The organism is Demequina silvatica, assembly GCF_000971215.1.
Lineage (GTDB): Bacteria > Actinomycetota > Actinomycetes > Actinomycetales > Demequinaceae > Demequina > Demequina silvatica.
Genome location: NZ_BBMA01000003.1, coordinates 172,867 through 191,650 on the forward strand (window position 1 = coordinate 172,867; position 18,784 = coordinate 191,650).

At 72.3% G+C, this 18,784-nt stretch carries 13 protein-coding genes; 10 read left to right on the forward strand and 3 right to left on the reverse strand.

The window, feature by feature from the left end; translation table 11 throughout:
• The first annotated feature begins 91 nt into the window (after positions 1 to 91).
• On the forward strand, positions 92 to 913 hold the full coding sequence (gene pflA, locus AOM05_RS04740; RefSeq protein ID WP_062519885.1) for a pyruvate formate-lyase-activating protein: 822 nt from the start codon (positions 92 to 94) through the stop codon (positions 911 to 913).
• 87 nt (positions 914 to 1,000) lie between these two features.
• Here the strand turns inward: pflA and AOM05_RS04745 are convergent, their stop codons facing one another.
• Positions 1,001 to 2,374, reverse strand: a complete 1,374-nt coding sequence (locus AOM05_RS04745; RefSeq protein ID WP_062519887.1) for an aspartate aminotransferase family protein — start codon at positions 2,372 to 2,374, stop codon at positions 1,001 to 1,003.
• A gap of 261 nt (positions 2,375 to 2,635) precedes the next feature.
• On the opposite strand from AOM05_RS04745, the gene AOM05_RS04750 reads away from it, so the two are divergent.
• Positions 2,636 to 4,024, forward strand: a complete 1,389-nt coding sequence (locus AOM05_RS04750) for an NAD(P)/FAD-dependent oxidoreductase (protein WP_062519889.1) — start codon at positions 2,636 to 2,638, stop codon at positions 4,022 to 4,024.
• Positions 4,021 to 4,371, forward strand: a complete 351-nt coding sequence (locus AOM05_RS04755; protein WP_062519890.1) for a cupin domain-containing protein — start codon at positions 4,021 to 4,023, stop codon at positions 4,369 to 4,371. The genes AOM05_RS04750 and AOM05_RS04755 overlap by 4 nt, the downstream gene beginning before the upstream one ends.
• Positions 4,372 to 4,386: 15 nt before the next feature.
• Here the strand turns inward: AOM05_RS04755 and AOM05_RS04760 are convergent, their stop codons facing one another.
• Complete coding sequence (locus tag AOM05_RS04760; RefSeq protein ID WP_156165035.1) at positions 4,387 to 6,012, reverse strand: PucR family transcriptional regulator; 1,626 nt, start codon at positions 6,010 to 6,012, stop codon at positions 4,387 to 4,389.
• Positions 6,013 to 6,097: 85 nt separating this feature from the next.
• Here AOM05_RS04760 and AOM05_RS04765 point away from each other — a divergent pair, with 85 nt between their 5' ends.
• Positions 6,098 to 7,585: a CoA-acylating methylmalonate-semialdehyde dehydrogenase gene (locus AOM05_RS04765; RefSeq protein WP_062519892.1), complete on the forward strand. Its 1,488-nt coding sequence runs from the start codon at positions 6,098 to 6,100 to the stop codon at positions 7,583 to 7,585.
• Positions 7,586 to 7,596: 11 nt separating this feature from the next.
• Entirely contained in the window at positions 7,597 to 8,958 is a 1,362-nt protein-coding gene (locus AOM05_RS04770) for an aspartate aminotransferase family protein (RefSeq protein WP_062519894.1), read from the forward strand.
• A gap of 29 nt (positions 8,959 to 8,987) precedes the next feature.
• Here AOM05_RS04770 and AOM05_RS04775 read toward each other — a convergent pair whose 3' ends face one another.
• Positions 8,988 to 10,505: a PucR family transcriptional regulator gene (locus AOM05_RS04775; RefSeq protein ID WP_062519896.1), complete on the reverse strand. Its 1,518-nt coding sequence runs from the start codon at positions 10,503 to 10,505 to the stop codon at positions 8,988 to 8,990.
• Positions 10,506 to 10,597: 92 nt separating this feature from the next.
• Between AOM05_RS04775 and gabT the strand changes: the two genes are divergently transcribed.
• The 5 genes from gabT (at position 10,598) to adhE (ending at position 18,614) form a co-directional block, all read left to right on the forward strand.
• Entirely contained in the window at positions 10,598 to 11,974 is a 1,377-nt protein-coding gene (gene gabT, locus AOM05_RS04780; protein WP_062519898.1) for a 4-aminobutyrate--2-oxoglutarate transaminase, read from the forward strand.
• Positions 11,971 to 13,437, forward strand: a complete 1,467-nt coding sequence (locus tag AOM05_RS04785) for an NAD-dependent succinate-semialdehyde dehydrogenase (protein ID WP_062519900.1) — start codon at positions 11,971 to 11,973, stop codon at positions 13,435 to 13,437. The genes gabT and AOM05_RS04785 overlap by 4 nt, the downstream gene beginning before the upstream one ends.
• A 50-nt stretch (positions 13,438 to 13,487) precedes the next feature.
• The gene (locus AOM05_RS04790; protein ID WP_062519902.1) at positions 13,488 to 14,852 is read left to right on the forward strand and encodes an NAD-dependent succinate-semialdehyde dehydrogenase; all 1,365 of its coding nucleotides are present in this window, start codon (positions 13,488 to 13,490) and stop codon (positions 14,850 to 14,852) included.
• A 128-nt stretch (positions 14,853 to 14,980) separates the two neighbouring features.
• Positions 14,981 to 15,412: a rhodanese-like domain-containing protein gene (locus tag AOM05_RS04795; protein ID WP_062519903.1), complete on the forward strand. Its 432-nt coding sequence runs from the start codon at positions 14,981 to 14,983 to the stop codon at positions 15,410 to 15,412.
• A gap of 487 nt (positions 15,413 to 15,899) precedes the next feature.
• Positions 15,900 to 18,614 carry a bifunctional acetaldehyde-CoA/alcohol dehydrogenase gene (adhE, locus tag AOM05_RS04800; RefSeq protein WP_062519904.1) on the forward strand — a complete coding sequence of 905 codons (2,715 nt, stop codon included), beginning with the start codon at positions 15,900 to 15,902 and terminating at the stop codon, positions 18,612 to 18,614.
• The last annotated feature ends 170 nt before the right edge of the window (positions 18,615 to 18,784 follow it).

Below are 18,784 nucleotides of genomic sequence, written 5' to 3' on the forward strand. Positions count from 1 at the left end.
CCCGCTCTCCGCAGACCGGACACCCAGCGGCGCCCCGTCCCCACCGGGGGCGGGGCGCCGCTTCTATCCTCGACAGCAGGAGGTCCCCGCCATGCCTGACAACCCCGTCCCCGTCCCGCTCCTCGCGTCCCCGCCCATGGAGGTGGCCGACGAGGAGATGGCCGCCGCCGACCGCATAGTCGACCACACCACCGGCTCCGTCCACTCGTGGGACCTGGTCACCGGCGCCGACGGCCCCGGCACCCGCATGGCCCTGTTCATGGCCGGCTGCGGGATGCGCTGCCAGTTCTGCCAGAACCCCGACACGTGGCGCATGCGCGACGGCCGCCGCCACACCGTCGACGAGGTGATGGTGAAGGTCGTGCGCTACGAGAAGGTCCTCAAGGTCTCCGGCGGCGGCATCACCATCTCCGGCGGCGAGCCGCTGCTGCAGGCCAAGTTCGTCATGGAGGTGTTCCGCCGCTGCCAGGCGCTCGGGATCCACACCGCGCTGGACACCGCCGGCCTGCTGGGCGCACGGCTGTCCGACGCGGACCTCGAGGAGATCGACCTGGTGCTGCTCGACATCAAGTCGGGCCTGCCCGAGACCTACGCCCGGGTGACGGGCCGCCCGCTGCAGCCCACCCTCGACTTCGCGCGCCGCCTGTCCGACCTCGGCCGGACCATGTGGATCCGGTTCGTGCTGGTCCCGGGCCTCACCGACGCGGTCGACAACGTCGACGCGGTCGCGGACTTCGTCGCCACTCTCGACGGGGTCGAGCGGGTCGAGGTGCTGCCGTTCCACCAGCTGGGCCGCGACAAGTGGGCCGCGACGGGGGAGCCCTACCTGCTCGAGGACACCCCGACGCCGTCGCACGAGCTGCTCGACCGCGTGAGGGGGCAGTTCGCTGCGCGCGGCATCACCGTGATGTGAACGCAGAAGGCCGGGCCCACCTCAGCGGGACCCGGCCTTCACGGCGCTCGCGACGGCGCCGGTCGGGCGCCGTCGCGAGGCGGGCGGTTACGCGGTCAGCGCCGCCGCCAGATCGTCGAACGCCTTGATGTAGGCGTCCACGGACTCGTCGGTGTGGACCACCGAGAGCGTCCACTCCTCCTCGCGGCCCGGCGTCATGAAGATGCCGTGGTTCATGTTCCACAGCCACGCGAGGTCGCACAGCTCGACGTCCTGGGCGTTCTTGAACGCCTCGTAGTCCGTGATCTTCTCGGTGGAGAACGTCACGCAGCCCTTCGAGCCGATGCCCACGGCGTAGCCCGCGAGGTCGTACTTCTCGATGACGGCCTGGCAGCCGGCGACGATCCGGTCGTTGAGCTCCGCGAGCCGCTCGTACGCGGCCGGCGTGAGCACCTCGAGGAGCGACGCCTTCGCGGCGGCCATCGACAGCGGGTTCCCGTTGTAGGTGCCCACCTGGTAGACGGTGTGGTCCTCGACCACGCTCATCACCTCGGCGGAGCCGCCGATCGCGCCGGACGGCAGGCCTCCGCCCAGCACCTTCGCGAGCGTCACCATGTCGGGCAGCACGCCGAACTTCTCGGTCGCGCCGCCGGGGGCGATCGCGAGGCCGGTCTTGACCTCGTCGAAGATCAGCACGATGCCGTACTTCTTCGTGATCTCGCGCACGGCCTCGAGGTAGCCGGGCTCGGGCAGCACGACGCCCAGGTTCATCATGGCGGCCTCCATGATGACGCAGGCGGGCAGGCGGCCCTCCTTCTCGAGCGCCACGATCCGGCGCTCCATCGCGCCCGCGTCGTTGAACGGCACCGCGACGGTCATGTCGACGGTCGCCTGCGGGATGCCGCCGCCGTAGGGCAGCGACGCGTAGTTCTCGCGGTCGCCGATCTGGTCGTACGCGACGCCGATCGACACCATGACCGTGTCATGGTGGCCGTGGTACGAGCCGAAGATCTTCATCACGGTGTCGCGGCCCGTGTAGGCGCGGGCGATGCGGATCGCGTCCATGGTGGACTCGGAGCCCGAGTTGGTGAAGCGCCACTTGGGCAGGCCCCACCGGCGCGCGAGCTCGTCCGCGACGTCGATGACGTCCTCGGTGGCCGCCGCGAAGTGCGTGCCGAGCGGGTAGCGCTTCTCGAGCGCCGCGCCGATCGCGGGGTGCGCGTGGCCCTGGACCATCGAGCCGAAGCCGTTGTGGAAGTCGTAGTACTCGTTGCCGTCGACGTCGACGATGCGGTCGCCCGCACCCGAGTCGATGTAGATGGGCCACGGGTCACGGCCCTGGTAGCTGGACGCGACACCGCCGGAGAGGTGCTCCGACGCGTGGGCGTACATGGCCTTGGACTTCACGGTGCGCTCGTTGAGCAGCGCGGTCTGCTCCTCGATCAGCTGGGCGATCCGGGCGCGGTCGAGCTGGACTGGCATGACTCCTCCACCCGACCGGCCTGGCGACGGGCATACATGAGGTAAAGGTTCGCGACCGCCCGCCGGCCTGGCGCTGGGGTCGCACACCCGGGGAGTGCACCTCACACGGTAACCGATCACCCCGGGCGCGGTCCATGCCAGGGCCGGACGATGCGTCGGTCACCTCTCCCCGCGCCCGCAGTTGTGTCCGGGGTCCCTTGCATCCGGGGGATGCGTGCGGTTCGATGCCGGACAAGCCCTTCACCGTCAGGAGTGATACCCGTGGGAACCACGGTCTTCGAGCGCCACCCGGCCGCCGCATCGTCCATCGCCACCATGCTGGAAGGCTCGCGCCTCGAGCCCTTCTGGACGGACGACGCGCCCGGTCCCGAGCGGCCCGCGCTCGAGGGCAGCCACCGCGCGGACCTGGTGATCGTGGGCGGCGGGTACTCGGGGCTGTGGACCGCGGTGCTCGCGAAGGAGCGCGACCCCCACCTGGACGTGGTGCTGCTCGAGGGGCGGCGCGTGGGGTGGGCCGCGTCGGGCCGCAACGGCGGCTTCTGCGAGGCGAGCCTCACGCACGGCCGCGAGAACGGCGAGTCGCGCTGGCCCGACGAGATCGACGAGCTCGACCGCCTCGGGATGGAGAACCTCGACCAGATCGAGGCCACCGTCGCCCGGTACTCGATGGACGTCGACTTCCAGCGAACGGGCGCGCTCTCCGTCGCGGTCGAGCCGCACCAGCTCGAGTGGCTCGAGGGCGACGGCGTGCTCGATGCGGAGGCGACGCGCGCGCTGGTGAACTCGCCCACCTACCTGGGCGGTCAGCTGAGCCCCGACGACACGGCGCTGGTGCACCCCGGCAAGCTCGCGCGCGAGCTCGCCCGGGTCGCCGAGGAGCTGGGCGTGAGGATCTTCGAGCGCTCGCCCGTCACGGCGCTCGAGGACGGCCCGCTGGTGCGCACGCGCGACGGCCACGTGCGGGCGGGCAAGGTCGCGCTCGCGACCAACGCGTTCCAGTCGCTGCTCAAGCGCAACAGGCTCATGACGGTGCCGGTCTACGACTACGTGCTCATGACCGAGCCGCTCACCCCTGCGCAGCTCGCGGAGATGAGCTGGGAGGGCCGGCAGGGCGTCGCCGACATGGCCAACCAGTTCCACTACTACCGGCTCACCGCCGACGACCGCCTGCTGTTCGGCGGCTACGACGCGATCTACCACGCCGGTGGCCGCGTGAAGGCCTCCTACCAGGACCGACGCGAGTCCTACGAGAAGCTGGCGAGCCACCTGCTCACCACCTTCCCGCAGCTCGACGGGATCCGCGCGACCCACCGGTGGGCCGGCGCGATCGACACGTCCACCCGCTTCTGCGCATTCTGGGGCACGGCGCGCGGCGGCGACGTCGCCTACTCGCTGGGGTTCACCGGTCTGGGCGTCGGCGCGACCCGGTTCGGCGCGAACGTCATGCTTGACCTGCTCGCGGGCGAGGAGACGGAGCGCACGCGCCTACGGATGGTCCAGGACCGGCCGCTGCCGTTCCCGCCGGAGCCGGTCGCGAGCCTCGGCATCAACGCGACGCGCTGGTCGCTCGACCGCGCGGACCACCGCGAGGGCCGGCGCAACCTGCTGCTGCGCGGCCTCGACGCCGTGGGCCTCGGGTTCGACTCGTGAGCGCGCTGAGACCGGGCGTCCCCGTCGACCTGCACGCCGTCACCATCGAGACCGAGCCGGTCGAGCCCGGCCTCGTGGAGTCCGGCGCCCCCGTCGCGGGGGCCGCTGCGCTCGCCGAGGTGGGCGAGGTCGAGGTGGGCGTGTGGGAGATGACGCCCGGCGTCGCCACCGACGTCGAGGCGGACGAGGTGTTCGTGGTGCTGTCCGGGCGCGCCACCATCGAGTACCTGGAGCCCGCGCTGCCCACGGCCGAGATCGGTCCCGGATCGATGGTGTGGCTCCAAGAGGGCATGCAGACCCGGTGGACCGTCACGGAGACGCTGCGGAAGGTCTACGTCGCGGGGTAGGCGCGGGCGCCGCGGTCAGTCGCGCGCGCCGGGCCGCGACAGCAGCGCCACGTGCAGCGCGGTCTGCGTCTCGCCGTCCTCGAGGTCCACGCCCAGCAGCGTCTCGATGAGCTCGAGCCGCTGGTAGAACACGGATCGTGACAGGTGGGCTGCGCGCGCGGCCGCGGTGCGGTTGCCCGGGTGGGCGAGCGCCGCGCGGAGGACCCGCTGGAGGTCGCCGGACGTCCGCTGGTCGTGCTCGACGATGGGGGAGAGCACCCGCTCGCCGTGGTCGAGCAGGCGGTGGTCGTCGCGCAGCGAGCTGAGGAGGCGCGCGAGCGGCCGCCGCTCCACCCACAGCACGGTGCCGGAGGCGGGCTCGCCCGCGTTGTCGATCGCCTCGTGCAGCGCGAGGGTCGCGCCGTCGACGTCGCGCGCCTCGCGGCCCACCGCGATCGCGATGCGGCCGCCGTCGCGGAGCGCGCGCTGGAGGGCCGCCGTGGCGGCCTCGTCGAGGGGACGATGCGCGGGCAGGGACAGCAGCACCACCGTCAGCGCCGCTCCGGTCCGGGAGGGCATGGCGAGCGCGCGGGCGCGTCCGCCGGCGGCGAGCGCCCACGCCTCGATCTCGGCTGGCGACGGCTCGGAGCCGCGCAGCGCGAGGCCGTACAGGAGGCGCCCCTCGACGGGCACGCCGGCGGCCTCGAGCCTCGCGGCCATCGCCTCGGGCGTGGCGAAGCGTCCCGCGAGCAGCGGGTCGAGCACGTGGCGGCGTGCGATGGTCGCCCACTCGTCGCGGCCGCCGTCCGCGAGCCGGCCGAGCGCCAGCGCGATCGCGCCCTGGCTCAGCACGTTCGCGCGGCCCGCCGGGTGCGCGGGCCCGGGCAGCGCGACCAGCGAGCCCCAGCGCTTGCCGCGCGCGTCGACGGGAACCACCAGCCAGCCCTCCTCGCCGTGCGTCTCCGCCTGCTGGTCGCGGTGGGCGGCGCGCGAGCGGCGCTCCCAGTCGGCCAGCACGGTCTGCTCGGACCCGGCCGGGATCTCCGCGATGAGCGCCTCGTGGGCAAGGCTCTCGAGCACCACGGGCGCGCCCAGCGCGCGGGCGAGCTCGCGGACCACGTGGTCGGCGGGCGCGCCGCGCAGCGCGAGCGAGGTGAACACCTCGCGGACCTCGTCGCGAGCGCGCAGGGCCGCCATCTGCCCGGCGATGATGCGGCCGTGACCCGCCTCGGTGACGGACACGAACCGCACCTCGCGGTGCAGCACCACCAGGGCGAGGCCGCGGCTCTCCGCGGCGGCGCGGACGGCCGCCGGCAGGGCGTCGTACCGCGTGCCGAGCTCGAGCACCAGGCAGGACACCCCCACGTCCGCCAGGCTGTCCACGAACTCCCCGAGCGCCGCATCGTCCTCGGGCCACGCCGTGCCCATCGACAGCACCAGCTCGCGGCCCTCGAGCATGCGGGCGATGTCGCCGCGCTCCGAGGTGTGGATCCACCGCACGGGCGCCTCCAGGGCGGCGCCGCCGACCACCACCTCGGGCAGGCCCGCGCGGAACGCGGGGTCCTCCAGCAGCTCCGCCACGGTGGGCAGCGCGGCGAGCGCGGTACCGGCCGGACGATGTGTCGGTCCCGGGGTGAGATGACGACGTTCCGAGGGCTCCATCGGGCCATCGTATGTGTGAATCTGAGTGCCATCGCACCGCTACCCGCGTCCGGCAGAGTGTCCGGCGCGTTCCGAGAGGAGAACCGTGAGCCTGATCCGTCACCACGTCGCAGGTGAGGCCGCCGGCGCCGGCGAGCGCACCGGCCAGGTCTGGAACCCCGCGACCGGAGAGGTGGTCGCCGAGGTCGCGTACGCCTCGGTCGCCGAGGTCGAGGCGGCCATCGCCGCCGCCAAGGCCGCGCTGCCCGCCTGGCGTGCGACGGGCCTGATCAAGCGCGCGGACGTGTTCTTCCGCCTGCGTCACCTCCTGATCGAGCGTCAGGACGAGCTCGCCGCGATCATCACGCGCGAGCACGGCAAGGTCCTCTCCGACGCGAAGGGCGAGATCAGCCGCGGCATCGAGAACGTCGAGTTCGCCGCGGGCCTGGTGCACCACCTCAAGGGCGAGCACTCGGAGCAGGTCGCGCGCGGCGTCGACGTGCACTCCACCAAGCAGCCCGTGGGCGTGGTCGGCTGCATCACCCCGTTCAACTTCCCCGTGATGGTGCCGCTGTGGATGGCGGCCTCCGCCATCGCGTGCGGCAACACCGTGGTCCTCAAGCCGTCCGAGAAGGACCCCTCGGCGTCGCTGTTCCTCGCCGCGCTGTTCGAGGAGGCGGGCCTGCCCGCGGGCGTCCTCAACGTGGTCCACGGAGACAAGGTCGCGGTCGACACCCTGCTCGACTCGCCCGACGTGCGCGCCGTCTCCTTCGTCGGCTCGACCCCGGTCGCCCGCGCCATCTACGAGCGCGGCACCGCGAACGGCAAGCGCGTCCAAGCGCTCGGCGGCGCGAAGAACCACATGATCGTCATGCCCGACGCGGACCTCGACGCCGCCGCCGACGCCGCGGTCTCCGCCGCCTACGGCTCCGCGGGCGAGCGCTGCATGGCGATCTCCGTCCTCGTGCCCGTGGGCGAGGAGACGGCCGATGCGCTGGTCGCCAAGGTCGCCGAGCGCATGGCGACGCTCACCATCGGCGACGGCACCGACCCGGCCTCGGAGATGGGCCCCCTCATCACGCGCGAGCACCGCGACAAGGTCGCCTCGTACGTCACCGGCGCCGCCGCCGAGGGCGCGACCGTGGTGGTCGACGGCACCACCCAGGAGTTCGCGGGCGACGGTTTCTTCGTGGGCACGTCGCTGGTGGATCACGCGAAGCCGGGCATGAAGGTCTACGACGACGAGATCTTCGGCCCCGTGCTCGCGGTGACTCGCGCATCGTCCTACGACGAGGCCGTGGCCCTGGTCAACGCGAACCAGTTCGCGAACGGCACCGCGATCTTCACCCGCGACGGCGCCACCGCTCGCGCGTTCGAGATCGACATCGAGGTGGGCATGGTGGGCGTCAACGTGCCGCTGCCCGTGCCGATCGGCGCGTACTCGTTCGGCGGCTGGAAGAGCTCGCTGTTCGGCGACTCGCACATCTACGGCCCCGAGTCCATCCACTTCTACACGCGGAGCAAGGTGGTGACGACTCGCTGGCCGGAGCCCAGTGAGTCGCAGATCGACCTCGGCTTCCCGAGCAACCACTGAGAGGCGGGTCCATGAGCATCGAGCAGGACGCCATGACGGGCGCGGAGGCGCGCGTGCGCGCCGACGACCGCGGCCACGTGTTCCACTCGTGGAGCGCGCAGGGGATGATCGACCCGCTGCCCGTCGCCGGCGGCGCGGGCTCCGAGTTCTGGGACTACGCGGGCAACCGCTACCTCGACTTCGGCTCGCAGCTGGTCAACCTCAACCTGGGCCATCAGCACCCCGACCTCATCGAGGCCATCGAGAAGCAGGCGCGCACCCTCGCGACCATCCAGCCGTCCTTCGCGAACGACGTGCGCGGCGAGCTCGCGCGCCTCATCACGGATGTGGCGGGGGAGCGCTTCACCAAGGTCTTCTTCACGAACGGCGGCGCGGACGCGAACGAGAACGCCGTGCGCATGGCCCGCCTGGTGACGGGTAAGCGCAAGGTGCTCGCGATGTACCGCAGCTACCACGGCAACACCACCACCGCGATCTCGCTCACGGGCGACCCGCGCCGCTGGCCCAACGAGCCCGCGGACGGGTCCGTGGTGCACTTCTTCGGGCCGTACCTGTACCGCTCGGCGTTCCATGCGACCACGCCCGAGGAGGAGACGGCGCGCGCGCTCGAGCACCTCGAGCAGACCATCGTGCTCGAGGGGGCGTCGACCATCGGCGCGATCGTCCTCGAGACCGTGGTGGGCACCAACGGCGTGCTCGTGCCGCCGCCGGGGTACCTCGCGGGCGTGCGGGCGCTGTGCGACAAGTACGGGATCGTCTACATCGCCGACGAGGTCATGGTGGGCTTCGGCCGCACCGGCGAGTGGTTCGCGTTCCAGGGCCACGGCGTCGAGCCGGACCTCATCACCTTCGCGAAGGGCGTCAACTCGGGCTACGTGCCGCTGGGCGGCGTGGTGATCTCCGCGGAGATCGCGGCGGCGTTCGACGAGCGTGCGTTCCCCGGCGGCCTCACGTACTCGGGGCACCCGCTCGCGTGCGCCCCCGGCGTCGCGACGTTCGAGGTGTTCCGCAGGGACGGCATCCTCGAACGGGTGAAGGACCTCGGGTCGCGCGTGATCGAGCCGACCGTCCGCGGCTGGCTCGAGTCGCACCCGTGCGTGGGCGAGGTGCGCGGCACCGGCCTGTTCTGGGCGATCGAGCTGGTCCGCGACCGCGAGACCCGCGAGCCGCTGGTGCCGTTCAACGCCGCGGGCGCGGACGCCGCCCCCATGGGCGTGTTCGCGAAGGCGTGCAAGGACTCCGGCCTGTGGCCGTTCGTGCACTTCAACCGCACCCACATCGCGCCGCCGCTCGTCATCACCGAGGCCGAGCTCCGGCGCGGCCTCGCCGTCATCGACGGCGCGCTGAGCGAGATCGACGCGCTCATCGCCTGAGGGCGCCCGCGGCGGGGCGGCCGGCTCGGTCAGTCGAGCAGCCCCGCCGCGCGCAGCGCCGCCCACACCTGGGCGCGGCCGGCCACCGTGGCGAGGTCCTGGCCGAGCAGCTCCTGCGCGGCCGCGAGCCGCGCGCGCACCGTGTGGCGGTGCACCCCCAGCGCCCGCGCCGCCGCGTCGTGCGCGCAGTCCGCGGCGAACCACGCCGCCACCGTGGGCACCAGCTCGGTGCCCTGCTCCTCGTCGTGACGGGCGAGCGGCTCGAGCGCCGCGCGCGCGACCGTGCGCGCCTGAGGCCCGTCGAGCAGCGTGAGCACCCCGGCCCCCGGCAGGTCCGCGAAGCGTGTCACGGGACCGGTGCGCCGTTCGCGCGCCGTGCGGGCCTGCACCAGCGCCTCGGCGACCGCGTCGAGCCGCGCGGGCGCGGACAGGCCGACCGTGCCGCCGTGGCGCAGCACCAGCTCGTCCACCAAGGAGGCGTCCTCCTCCGCGAGCACCATCACCAGGTCGCCGTGCCGCTGCGCGTGCAGCACCGGCACGCCGCGGGTGTCCAGCCACCGGCCGGCGCCGCCCACGGAGGCGAGCCGCTCGTCCGCGACGGCGACCACCACGGGCGCTGCGGGCAGGGGCGAGCCCGAGGCGGCGGCCACGGCGGCGGCCAGCGGGACGTCCCCGCGGGTGAGCGCCTCGAGGATCCCGGCCGCGAGCGCGTCGCGGGCGAGCTCGAGGTCCTGGCGCTGCTCCAGGGCGAGCGCCGCCATCGCGACCACCGTGGTCACCACGGCCCGCTGCTGCTCGTCGAGCTCGTCCGCGGCGATCGCGAGCACCGCGCGCAGCCGCCCGCGCTGGCCGAGCGTCTGCAGCTGGAAGTCGCGGTCGCCGGCCGTGACGCCGGACGTCGCCTGCACTCCGCGCACCAGCATCGCGCCCGCGTGATGCTCGAGCGCCGTCACCGTCGCCGCGTCCACCCCGCCGCCGGGGTGCTCATGGAGGAGCGCGTCCGCGTCGACCAGGCCCACCCAGGCGCCCAGGCGTCGGGCGAGCTCGGCAAGCATGGCCTTGAGCCCGTCGGGGCGCAGCGCCGCGACCGCGACGGCGCGCTGAGCCTCGAGGGCCCAGGTGCGGCGCTCGTACGCGACCGCGGCGAGCGCCTCCGCGTTCGCGCGGGCGAGCGCGATGAACGGGGTGTCGTAGGGCACCTCCCACAGGGGCAGGCGCGCGTCCTCGCATGCGGCGATCAGCGCCTCGGGGATGCCGGAGCGCACGACCTCGGTGCCGAAGCCGAGACCCAGCATCCCCGACCGTGCCAGGCGCTTCACGTAGGCGGTGTACGCCTTGGGGCTGTCGCCCGCATCGCGGAACTGTGTGCCCGTGGTGAGCAGCACCATGCCGCCCGCGAGGAACGGCGTGGGATCCAGCAGGTCGGAGCTGTGCACCCAGCGGACGGTCGCGTCGAGAGCGCCCGGTGTCACGGCGTCCTCCGGGGTGGCGAGACGCAGCTTGAGCTCGGGGCGCGCGAGCAGCGCGCGAATCGTCGGTGACGCCATGCCGCGAGCCTGCCACTGTGGACAGTCGAGCGCAACACGTTGTACGCGGCGGCGGGTGGTCGAGCCGCGTGAACCGTCCTAGCGTCGCACCCATGACCACCCTCGACATCGCCGCCGACGGCGCGCCCTCGATCTCCGGCGGACCCGCGCTCGCGCAGGAGCGCCGGCTCGTCACCGCGATCCCCGGACCGCGCTCGCAGGAGCTGCTCGACCGCAAGGCGGCGGCCGTCGCCAAGGGCGTGGGCCACACCGCCCCGATCGCCGCGGTCGCCGCGGGCGGCGGCGTGGTGCTCGACGCGGACGGCAACTCTCTCATCGACCTCGGCTCCGGCATTGCCGTCACCTCGGTGGGCAACGCCCACCCCAAGGTGGTCGAGGCGGTGCAGCGTCAGGCCGCGCAGTTCACCCACACGTGCTTCATGGTGTCGCCCTACGAGGGCTACGTCGCGGTCGCCGAGGCGCTCAACCGCCTCACCCCGGGCGACTTCGAGAAGAAGTCCGCGCTGTTCAACTCCGGCGCCGAGGCCGTCGAGAACGCCGTGAAGATCGCACGCAAGTTCACCAAGCGCCAGGCGGTGGTCGCATTCGACCACGCGTACCACGGTCGCACCAACCTCACCATGGCGCTCACCGCGAAGTCGATGCCGTACAAGAGCGGCTTCGGACCCTTCGCGTCCGAGGTCTACCGCGCGCCCATGTCCTACCCGTACCGCGACGGCCTCACCGGTCCGGACGCGGCCGCCAAGGCGATCTCCGTGATCGAGAAGCAGGTGGGTGCGGACAACCTGGCCGCCGTCATCATCGAGCCCATCCAGGGCGAGGGCGGCTTCATCGTGCCCGCGGCCGGCTTCCTGCCCGCGATCGCCGACTGGTGCGCGGCCAACGGCGTGGTCCTCATCTCGGACGAGGTCCAGTCGGGCTTCGCCCGCACCGGCGCGATGTTCGCGTCCGAGCACTTCGGCTTCACCCCCGACCTGGTCACCACCGCCAAGGGCATCGCCGGCGGGCTCCCGCTGGCCGCCGTCACCGGACGCGCGGACATCATGGACGCGGCCCACGCGGGCGGCCTGGGCGGCACGTACGGCGGCAACCCGATCGCGTGCGCCGCCGCGCTCGCCTCCATCGACGCGTTCGAGACCGAGGGCTTCGTGGAGCGGGCCGCCGAGCTCGGCGCCCTCATGCTGAGCCGCCTGGGCGCGCTCCAGGCCGAGGACCCCCGCGTGGGCGACGTGCGCGGCCTGGGCGCGATGATCGCGATCGAGCTGGTCGACCCCGCGACGCAGGCCCCCGACGCGGCGCTCGCCGGCGCCGTCGCCCGGCGGTGCATCGCCGAGGGCGTGATCGTGCTCACGTGCGGCACATACGGCAACGTCCTGCGCTTCCTGCCGCCGCTCAGCATCGGGGACGCGCTCCTGAACGAGGGCCTCGACGTGGTCGCCGCCGCGCTCGCCGCGGAGGTGTCGGCATGACCGCCACCGCCGAGCGCACCCTGCTCGACTCCGTCCCCACCTCCCTGTACGTCGGGGGAGAGTGGACCGACGCATCGTCCGCGGGCACGTTCGACGTGCTCGACCCCTCCACGGGCGACGTGCTCGCCTCGATCGCCGACGCGACGCCCGAGGACGCCCGCCGCGCCCTCGACGCGGCCGTCGCCGCGCAGGACGCGTGGGCCGCGACCGCGCCCCGCGTCCGCTCCGACATCCTGCGCCGCGCGTTCGACCTGGTGCGCGAGCGCACCGAGGACTTCGCGCTGCTGATGACGCTCGAGATGGGCAAGCCGCTCGCGGAGGCCCGCGGCGAGGTCGCGTACGGCAACGAGTTCCTGCGCTGGTTCTCCGAGGAGGCCGTCCGCATCACGGGCCGCTACGGCTCCAACCCTGAGGGCACGGGGTCCATGGTGGTCTCGCAGCGCCCCGTCGGGCCGTGCTACCTCATCACGCCGTGGAACTTCCCGCTCGCGATGGCGACCCGCAAGATCGCCCCCGCGCTCGCCGCCGGCTGCACGGTGGTGGTGAAGCCCGCCGCGCTCACGCCGCTCACCACGCTGCTGCTCGCGAGCGTGCTCGAGGAGGCCGGCGTCCCCGCCGGCGTGGTCAACGTCATCACCACCACGCACTCGAGCGCGGTCACGGCGCCGATCATCTCCGACCCGCGCCTGCGCAAGCTGTCCTTCACCGGCTCGACCGAGGTGGGCCGCGCGCTCATCAAGCAGGCCGCCGACGGCGTGCTGCGCGTCTCGATGGAGCTGGGCGGCAACGCCCCGTTCCTCGTGTTCGAGGACGCCGACCTGGACAAGGCCGTCGAGGGCGCGCTCATGGCCAAGTTCCGCAACATCGGCCAGGCCTGCACCGCGGCCAACCGTTTCATCGTGCACGCGTCCGTCGCGGACGAGTTCGCGCGCCGCGTCACCGAGCGCGTCGCAGCGATGCGCGTGGGACGCGGCACCGAGGACGGCGTCACCATCGGCCCGCTCATCGACGACCGCGCCGTCGCGACGTCGCTCGCGCTCGTGGACGATGCGGTGGCCAAGGGCGCCGTGCTCGCCACCGGCGGCGCGGCGATCGAGGGCGTGGGCTCGTTCATCGAGCCCACCGTGCTCACGGGCGTCCAGCCGGGCTCCGAGATCCTGTCGACCGAGATCTTCGGCCCCGTGCTCGCGATCGCGACCTTCGAGACCGAGGAGCAGGCCATCGCGCTCGCGAACTCCACCGAGTACGGGCTCGTGTCCTACGCCTATACCAGCGATCTTGCCCGCGGGCAGCGGCTGATCGACCGGCTCGACACCGGCATGATGGGCCTCAACGCCGGCGTGGTGTCCAACGCCGCCGCGCCGTTCGGCGGCGTCAAGCAGTCCGGGATCGGCCGCGAGGGCGGCGCCGAGGGCATCCACGAGTACCTCTCGACCAAGTACACCCTGATTCCGCACGGCTGAGCGCCCGCCCGGCCCCCGCATCGTCCATCAGCACCAACCCAAGGAGAGTCATGAGCGGTTACGCAGTTGTGAACCCGGCCACCGGCGAGCGTCTGGCCGACTACCCGACGATGTCCGACGGGGACGTCCAGACTGTGCTCGCGGCCGCGGACGGCGCGTACCGCGGGTGGCTGCGGACCTCCTCGGTGGCGGAGCGCGCTGCGAAGATCCGTCGCGTGGCCGAGCTCCACCGCGAGCGTCGCGACGAGCTCGCGGCGATCATCGTGCGCGAGATGGGCAAGCCGCTGTCGCACGCCCTCGGCGAGGTCGACTTCGCGGCCGACATCACCGAGTTCTACGCGGACAACGCGGAGAAGGTCACCGGCGACACCCCGCTCGAGATCCTGGGCGAGGGCACCGCGGTGATCCGCCGCAGCGGGCTGGGCGCCCTGCTCGGCATCATGCCGTGGAACTTCCCCTACTACCAGGTCGCACGCTTCGCGGCGCCGAACATCGTGGTGGGCAACGCGATCGTGCTCAAGCACGCGCCGCAGTGCCCCGAGTCGGCCGCCGCGATCGAGCAGATGTACCGCGACGCGGGCTTCCCCGAGGGCGTGTACGTCAACGTCTACGCCTCGAACGAGCAGGCCGCGACCATGATCGCCGACCCGCGCATCGCGGGCGTGTCCGTCACCGGCTCCGAGCGTGCCGGCTCCGCGGTCGCGTCGCTCGCGGGCCAGCACCTCAAGAAGGTCGCGCTCGAGCTGGGCGGCTCGGACCCGTTCATCGTGCTGTCGACCGACGACCTCGACTCCGTGGTCGCCGGCGCCGTCGAGGCTCGCATGGACAACTCGGGCCAGTCCTGCAACGCGCCCAAGCGGTTCATCGTGATCGACTCGCTGTACGACTCCTTCCTCGAGAAGTTCACCGCCGCGATGGTGGAGTGCACGGCGGGCGACCCGTTCTCGGAGGACTCCGTGATCGGCCCGCTGTCCTCGCTCGCCGCGGCCGAGCGCCTCGAGGCGCAGGTCTCCCGCGCGGTCGACCAGGGTGCGACGCTGGTCGCTGGCGGCAAGCGCGACGGCGCGTTCTACGAGCCGACCGTCATCACGGGCGTCACCTCGGACATGGATGTGTACCGCGAGGAGCTGTTCGGCCCCGCCGCCGCCGTGTACAAGGTCGCCTCCGAGGAGGAGGCCGTGGCGCTCGCGAACGACACCGCGTACGGCCTCGGCTCCTACGTCTACACGACCGACCCCGAGCAGGCCGACCGTGTCGCCGACGCGATCGAGGCCGGCATGGTCTACGTCAACTGCGTGCTCGCCGACAGCCCCGAGCTGCCGTTCGGCGGCGTGAAGCGCTCCGGCACCTCGCGAGAGATGGGCCTGCTCGCGGCCGACGAGTTCGTCAACAAGAAGCTCATCCGCGTCGCCTGACGCCCGCGGCTCCGGCCGCTCCTGGACCCACCGCGCCCGGTCCGCGCCCCTGCTCTCCCGGGGGTGCGCACCGGGCGCGGTTGCGTGTGCGGGCTCTCGCACATACCCCCTGGGGTATGCTGTCGAGCATGAACCGACGCATCCTCCGCGGCGCCCTCGCCGGCGCGCTGCTCGCCCTGATCCCCGCCGTCACCGCCTGCTCGGGCGGGGACGATGCGCCCGCCGAGTCCGTCACGAAGGTCGCCTTCGACGGCGCTCACGTCGACGCGGACGCCTTCGCGGGCGCGGCGGCGGGGGAGGGCGTGACGGTGATCGACGTCCGCACTCCCGAGGAGTTCGCGGCCGGTCACCTGCCCGGGGCCGTCAACATCGACGTCTCGGCGGCCACGTTCGCGGCCGAGGTCTCGACCCTCGACCCCGCGGCCGACTACGCGGTGTACTGCCAGTCCGGCAACCGCTCGCGCGTCGCGCTCGAGGCGATGGCCGCGGCCGGCGTCGAGCGCACCGTGGGGCTCGAGGGCGGGATCGGCGCGTGGGGCGGCGAGGTGGTGACGGGCTGAGCTCCGCCGGGTCGCCGCTCGGAGCCCGGTGCCCGGCGCCCCCATCCTGCGGGACGCTCACCGTGCTTTTCGGGCCGGGGATGTGCCGGGCGGGACGGTCTCACCGCTACAGCTTCTGACGGCTGTCCCGCAGGGCGCAGCTGCGCGCAGAAAAGCACGGTGAGCGTCCCGCACGGCGCGGCGCTCGGTGGGGCCGGCCCGCGGCGCGCGACCGCGACGGCGGCCCGCGCCCGGACGCGCCCCGCGCCGCGCCGTCAACCCCGCGCGTCGGGACTTCCGGGACCGGCGCGACCCGCGCATCGTCCCCCCGACACGTGTCGAAAACGCCTGGTCACCATACCCCCATGGGTATAAAACCCCTGGTAGTAGGCCCATGGTCCCCGGGACCTCTGCCCCGCGAGATCGGCGAGACCCGCCCCTACCGTGAAGGACATGGGGATCGAGGCCCGGAGGGGGCCGGCACCCGGCACTTAGGAGCCAGACGAAGATGACCACCACCGCCCCGGAGAGCGCGACCACCGACGTCGCCGCCGCCATCGACTCGCTCGTCGCGAATGCCCAGGAGGCGCTCGACGCCTACAGCGTGTTCACGCAGGACGACGTCAACCTGCTCGTCAAGAAGGCCTCCGTGGCCGCCCTCAACCAGCACGGCGAGCTCGCCGTCCTCGCGGTCCAGGAGACCGGCCGCGGAGTGTTCGAGGACAAGGCCGTGAAGAACATCTTCGCGTGCGAGCACGTCACCCACTCGATGGGCCCCATGAAGACCGTGGGCATCATCAACGAGGACCCGATCAAGGGCATCACCGAGATCGCGGAGCCCGTCGGCGTGGTCGCCGGCGTCACCCCGGTCACCAACCCCACCTCGACCGCGATCTTCAAGTCGCTCATCGCGCTGAAGACCCGCAACCCGATCATCTTCGCGTTCCACCCGAGCGCGCAGCAGTCCTCCGTGGCCGCCGCCAGGATCGTGCGCGACGCGGCCATCGCCGCCGGTGCCCCCGAGCACTGCATCCAGTGGGTCGAGACCCCGTCTCTCGAGGCCACCAACCTGCTGATGAACCACGACGGCGTCGCGCTCATCCTCGCCACCGGCGGCAACGCCATGGTGAAGGCCGCGTACAGCTGCGGCAAGCCCGCCCTGGGCGTCGGCGCGGGCAACGTCCCCGCCTACGTGCACAAGTCGGCGGTGCTCGAGCGCTCGATCAACGACCTGGTCATCTCGAAGGCCTTCGACAACGGCATGGTGTGCGCCTCCGAGCAGGCCGTCATCCTCGACGCCGAGATCTACGACAAGGCCCTGGAGCTGTTCGACCGCCTCCACGCGTACAAGGTCACGCCGGCGGAGAAGGCGAAGCTCGAGGAGTTCATCTTCGGCGTCACCGCGTCGGGCGAGAACTGCGCCGGCGCGAAGCTCAACCCGAACGTGGTGGGCAAGTCGCCGCAGTGGATCGCCGAGCAGGCCGGCTTCACCGTCCCGGAGGAGACCTCGATCATCCTCGCCGAGGTCTCGACCGTCGGCGAGAGCGAGCCGCTCACCCGCGAGAAGCTGTGCCCCGTCCTCGCCGTCCTCAAGGCCGACTCCACCGAGCAGGGCCTCGACTACGCCGAGCGCATGGTCGAGTTCCACGGCCTGGGCCACTCGGCCGCGATCCACGCGACCGACGACGAGCTCATCAAGGACTTCGGCAAGCGCTGCAAGGCGATCCGCATCATCGTGAACTCGCCCTCGAGCCACGGCGGCATCGGCGACATCTACAACGCGTTCATGCCCTCGCTGACCCTGGGCTGCGGCTCCTACGGCCACAACTCGGTGTCGAACAACGTCACTGCGGTGAACCTCATCAACGTGAAGCGCATCGGTCGGAGGAACAACAACATGCAGTGGTTCAAGGTGCCGGCCAAGACGTACTTCGAGCCCAACGCCATCCAGTACCTGCACGACATGAACGGCGTCGAGCGCGTCACCATCGTCACCGACGCGACCATGACCCGCATCGGGATCGTGGACAAGGTCCTCGACGTCCTCAACCGCCGCAGCAACAACGTGTCGGTCCAGATCATCGACAGCGTGGAGCCGGAGCCGAGCGTCGCGACCGTCCGCAAGGGCGCCGAGACCCTGCGCGCCTTCAAGCCCGACACCATCATCGCGGTCGGCGGCGGCTCGCCGATGGACGCGGCGAAGGTCATGTGGCTGCTCTACGAGCACCCCGAGGTCGACTTCGCGGACCTGAAGGAGAAGTTCTTCGACGTCCGCAAGCGCGCCTTCCAGTTCCCGAAGCTGGGCGAGCTCGCCAAGCTGGTCTGCATCCCGACCACGTCGGGCACCGGCTCCGAGGTCACCCCGTTCGCGGTCATCTCCGACCCCGAGAACGGCCGCAAGTACCCGCTCGCGGACTACGCGCTGACCCCGACCGTCGCGATCGTGGACCCGGTCCTCACCGCGAACCTGCCCTCGCGCGTCGCCGCGGACTCGGGCTTCGACGCCCTGACCCACGCGACCGAGGCGTTCGTCTCCGTCTACGCGAACGACTACACCGACGGCCTCGCGCTGCAGGCCATCAAGATGGTCTTCGAGTACATCGAGGAGTCCGTCACGGTGGGCGGCGGCGCCGTCAAGGCCCGCGAGAAGATGCACAACGCCGCGACCATCGCCGGCATGGCCTTCGCCAACGCCTTCCTGGGCCTGGTGCACGCCATGTCGCACGTGACCGGCTCGACCTTCCACGTCGCCCACGGCCGCACCAACGCGATCTACCTGCCGCACGTGATCCGCTACAACGGCAAGGTCCCGACCAAGCCCGCGTCGTGGCCCAAGGCCGAGTCCTACGTGGCGCCCGAGCGCTACCAGACCATCGCGAAGCACCTGGGCCTGCCGGCCTCGACCCCCGAGGAGGGCGTGGAGTCCTACGCCGCCGCGGTGGAGGCGCTGCGCGACAAGGTCGGCATCGAGCGTTCGTTCAGCTCGGTGGGCGTCGACGAGACCGACTTCATGGCCTCGCTCGACACCCTCGCGATGAACGCCTACGCGGACCAGTGCGCGCCGGCCAACCCGCGCCTGCCGATCCTCGAGGACATGAAGGTGATGATGGAGGCCGCGTACTACGGCATCACCTGGGACGAGGTGAAGGCCAACCGCAAGGCCGAGGCCATCGTCGCCGACGCCAAGAAGGCGCCCGTCAAGAAGGTCGCAAAGAAGGCCTGATCGGCTGACAGATCCGGCTCGCGTGGCCGAACGCCCGCGAGTCCCTCCCCAGGGCCCCGACACCCACCGGTGTCGGGGCCCTGTGCCGTCCCCGCAGCCGTCCCCGCACCCGGGTGACGGGGGACGATGCGCCGGCCGCCGCATCGTCCCGCCGCACCCGGGCGGGGGGG

What these genes read in the sequence shown, in the direction of transcription:
- pflA (WP_062519885.1), top strand. Translation starts at nt 92, where the DNA reads ATGCCTGACAACCCCGTCCCCGTCCCGCTCCTCGCGTCCCCGCCCATG.
- AOM05_RS04745 (WP_062519887.1), bottom strand. Translation starts at nt 2,374, where the DNA reads ATGCCAGTCCAGCTCGACCGCGCCCGGATCGCCCAGCTGATCGAGGAG.
- AOM05_RS04760 (WP_156165035.1), bottom strand. Translation starts at nt 6,012, where the DNA reads ATGGAGCCCTCGGAACGTCGTCATCTCACCCCGGGACCGACACATCGT.
- AOM05_RS04770 (WP_062519894.1), top strand. Translation starts at nt 7,597, where the DNA reads ATGAGCATCGAGCAGGACGCCATGACGGGCGCGGAGGCGCGCGTGCGC.
- AOM05_RS04775 (WP_062519896.1), bottom strand. Translation starts at nt 10,505, where the DNA reads ATGGCGTCACCGACGATTCGCGCGCTGCTCGCGCGCCCCGAGCTCAAG.
- gabT (WP_062519898.1), top strand. Translation starts at nt 10,598, where the DNA reads ATGACCACCCTCGACATCGCCGCCGACGGCGCGCCCTCGATCTCCGGC.
- AOM05_RS04785 (WP_062519900.1), top strand. Translation starts at nt 11,971, where the DNA reads ATGACCGCCACCGCCGAGCGCACCCTGCTCGACTCCGTCCCCACCTCC.
- AOM05_RS04790 (WP_062519902.1), top strand. Translation starts at nt 13,488, where the DNA reads ATGAGCGGTTACGCAGTTGTGAACCCGGCCACCGGCGAGCGTCTGGCC.
- AOM05_RS04795 (WP_062519903.1), top strand. Translation starts at nt 14,981, where the DNA reads ATGAACCGACGCATCCTCCGCGGCGCCCTCGCCGGCGCGCTGCTCGCC.
- adhE (WP_062519904.1), top strand. Translation starts at nt 15,900, where the DNA reads ATGACCACCACCGCCCCGGAGAGCGCGACCACCGACGTCGCCGCCGCC.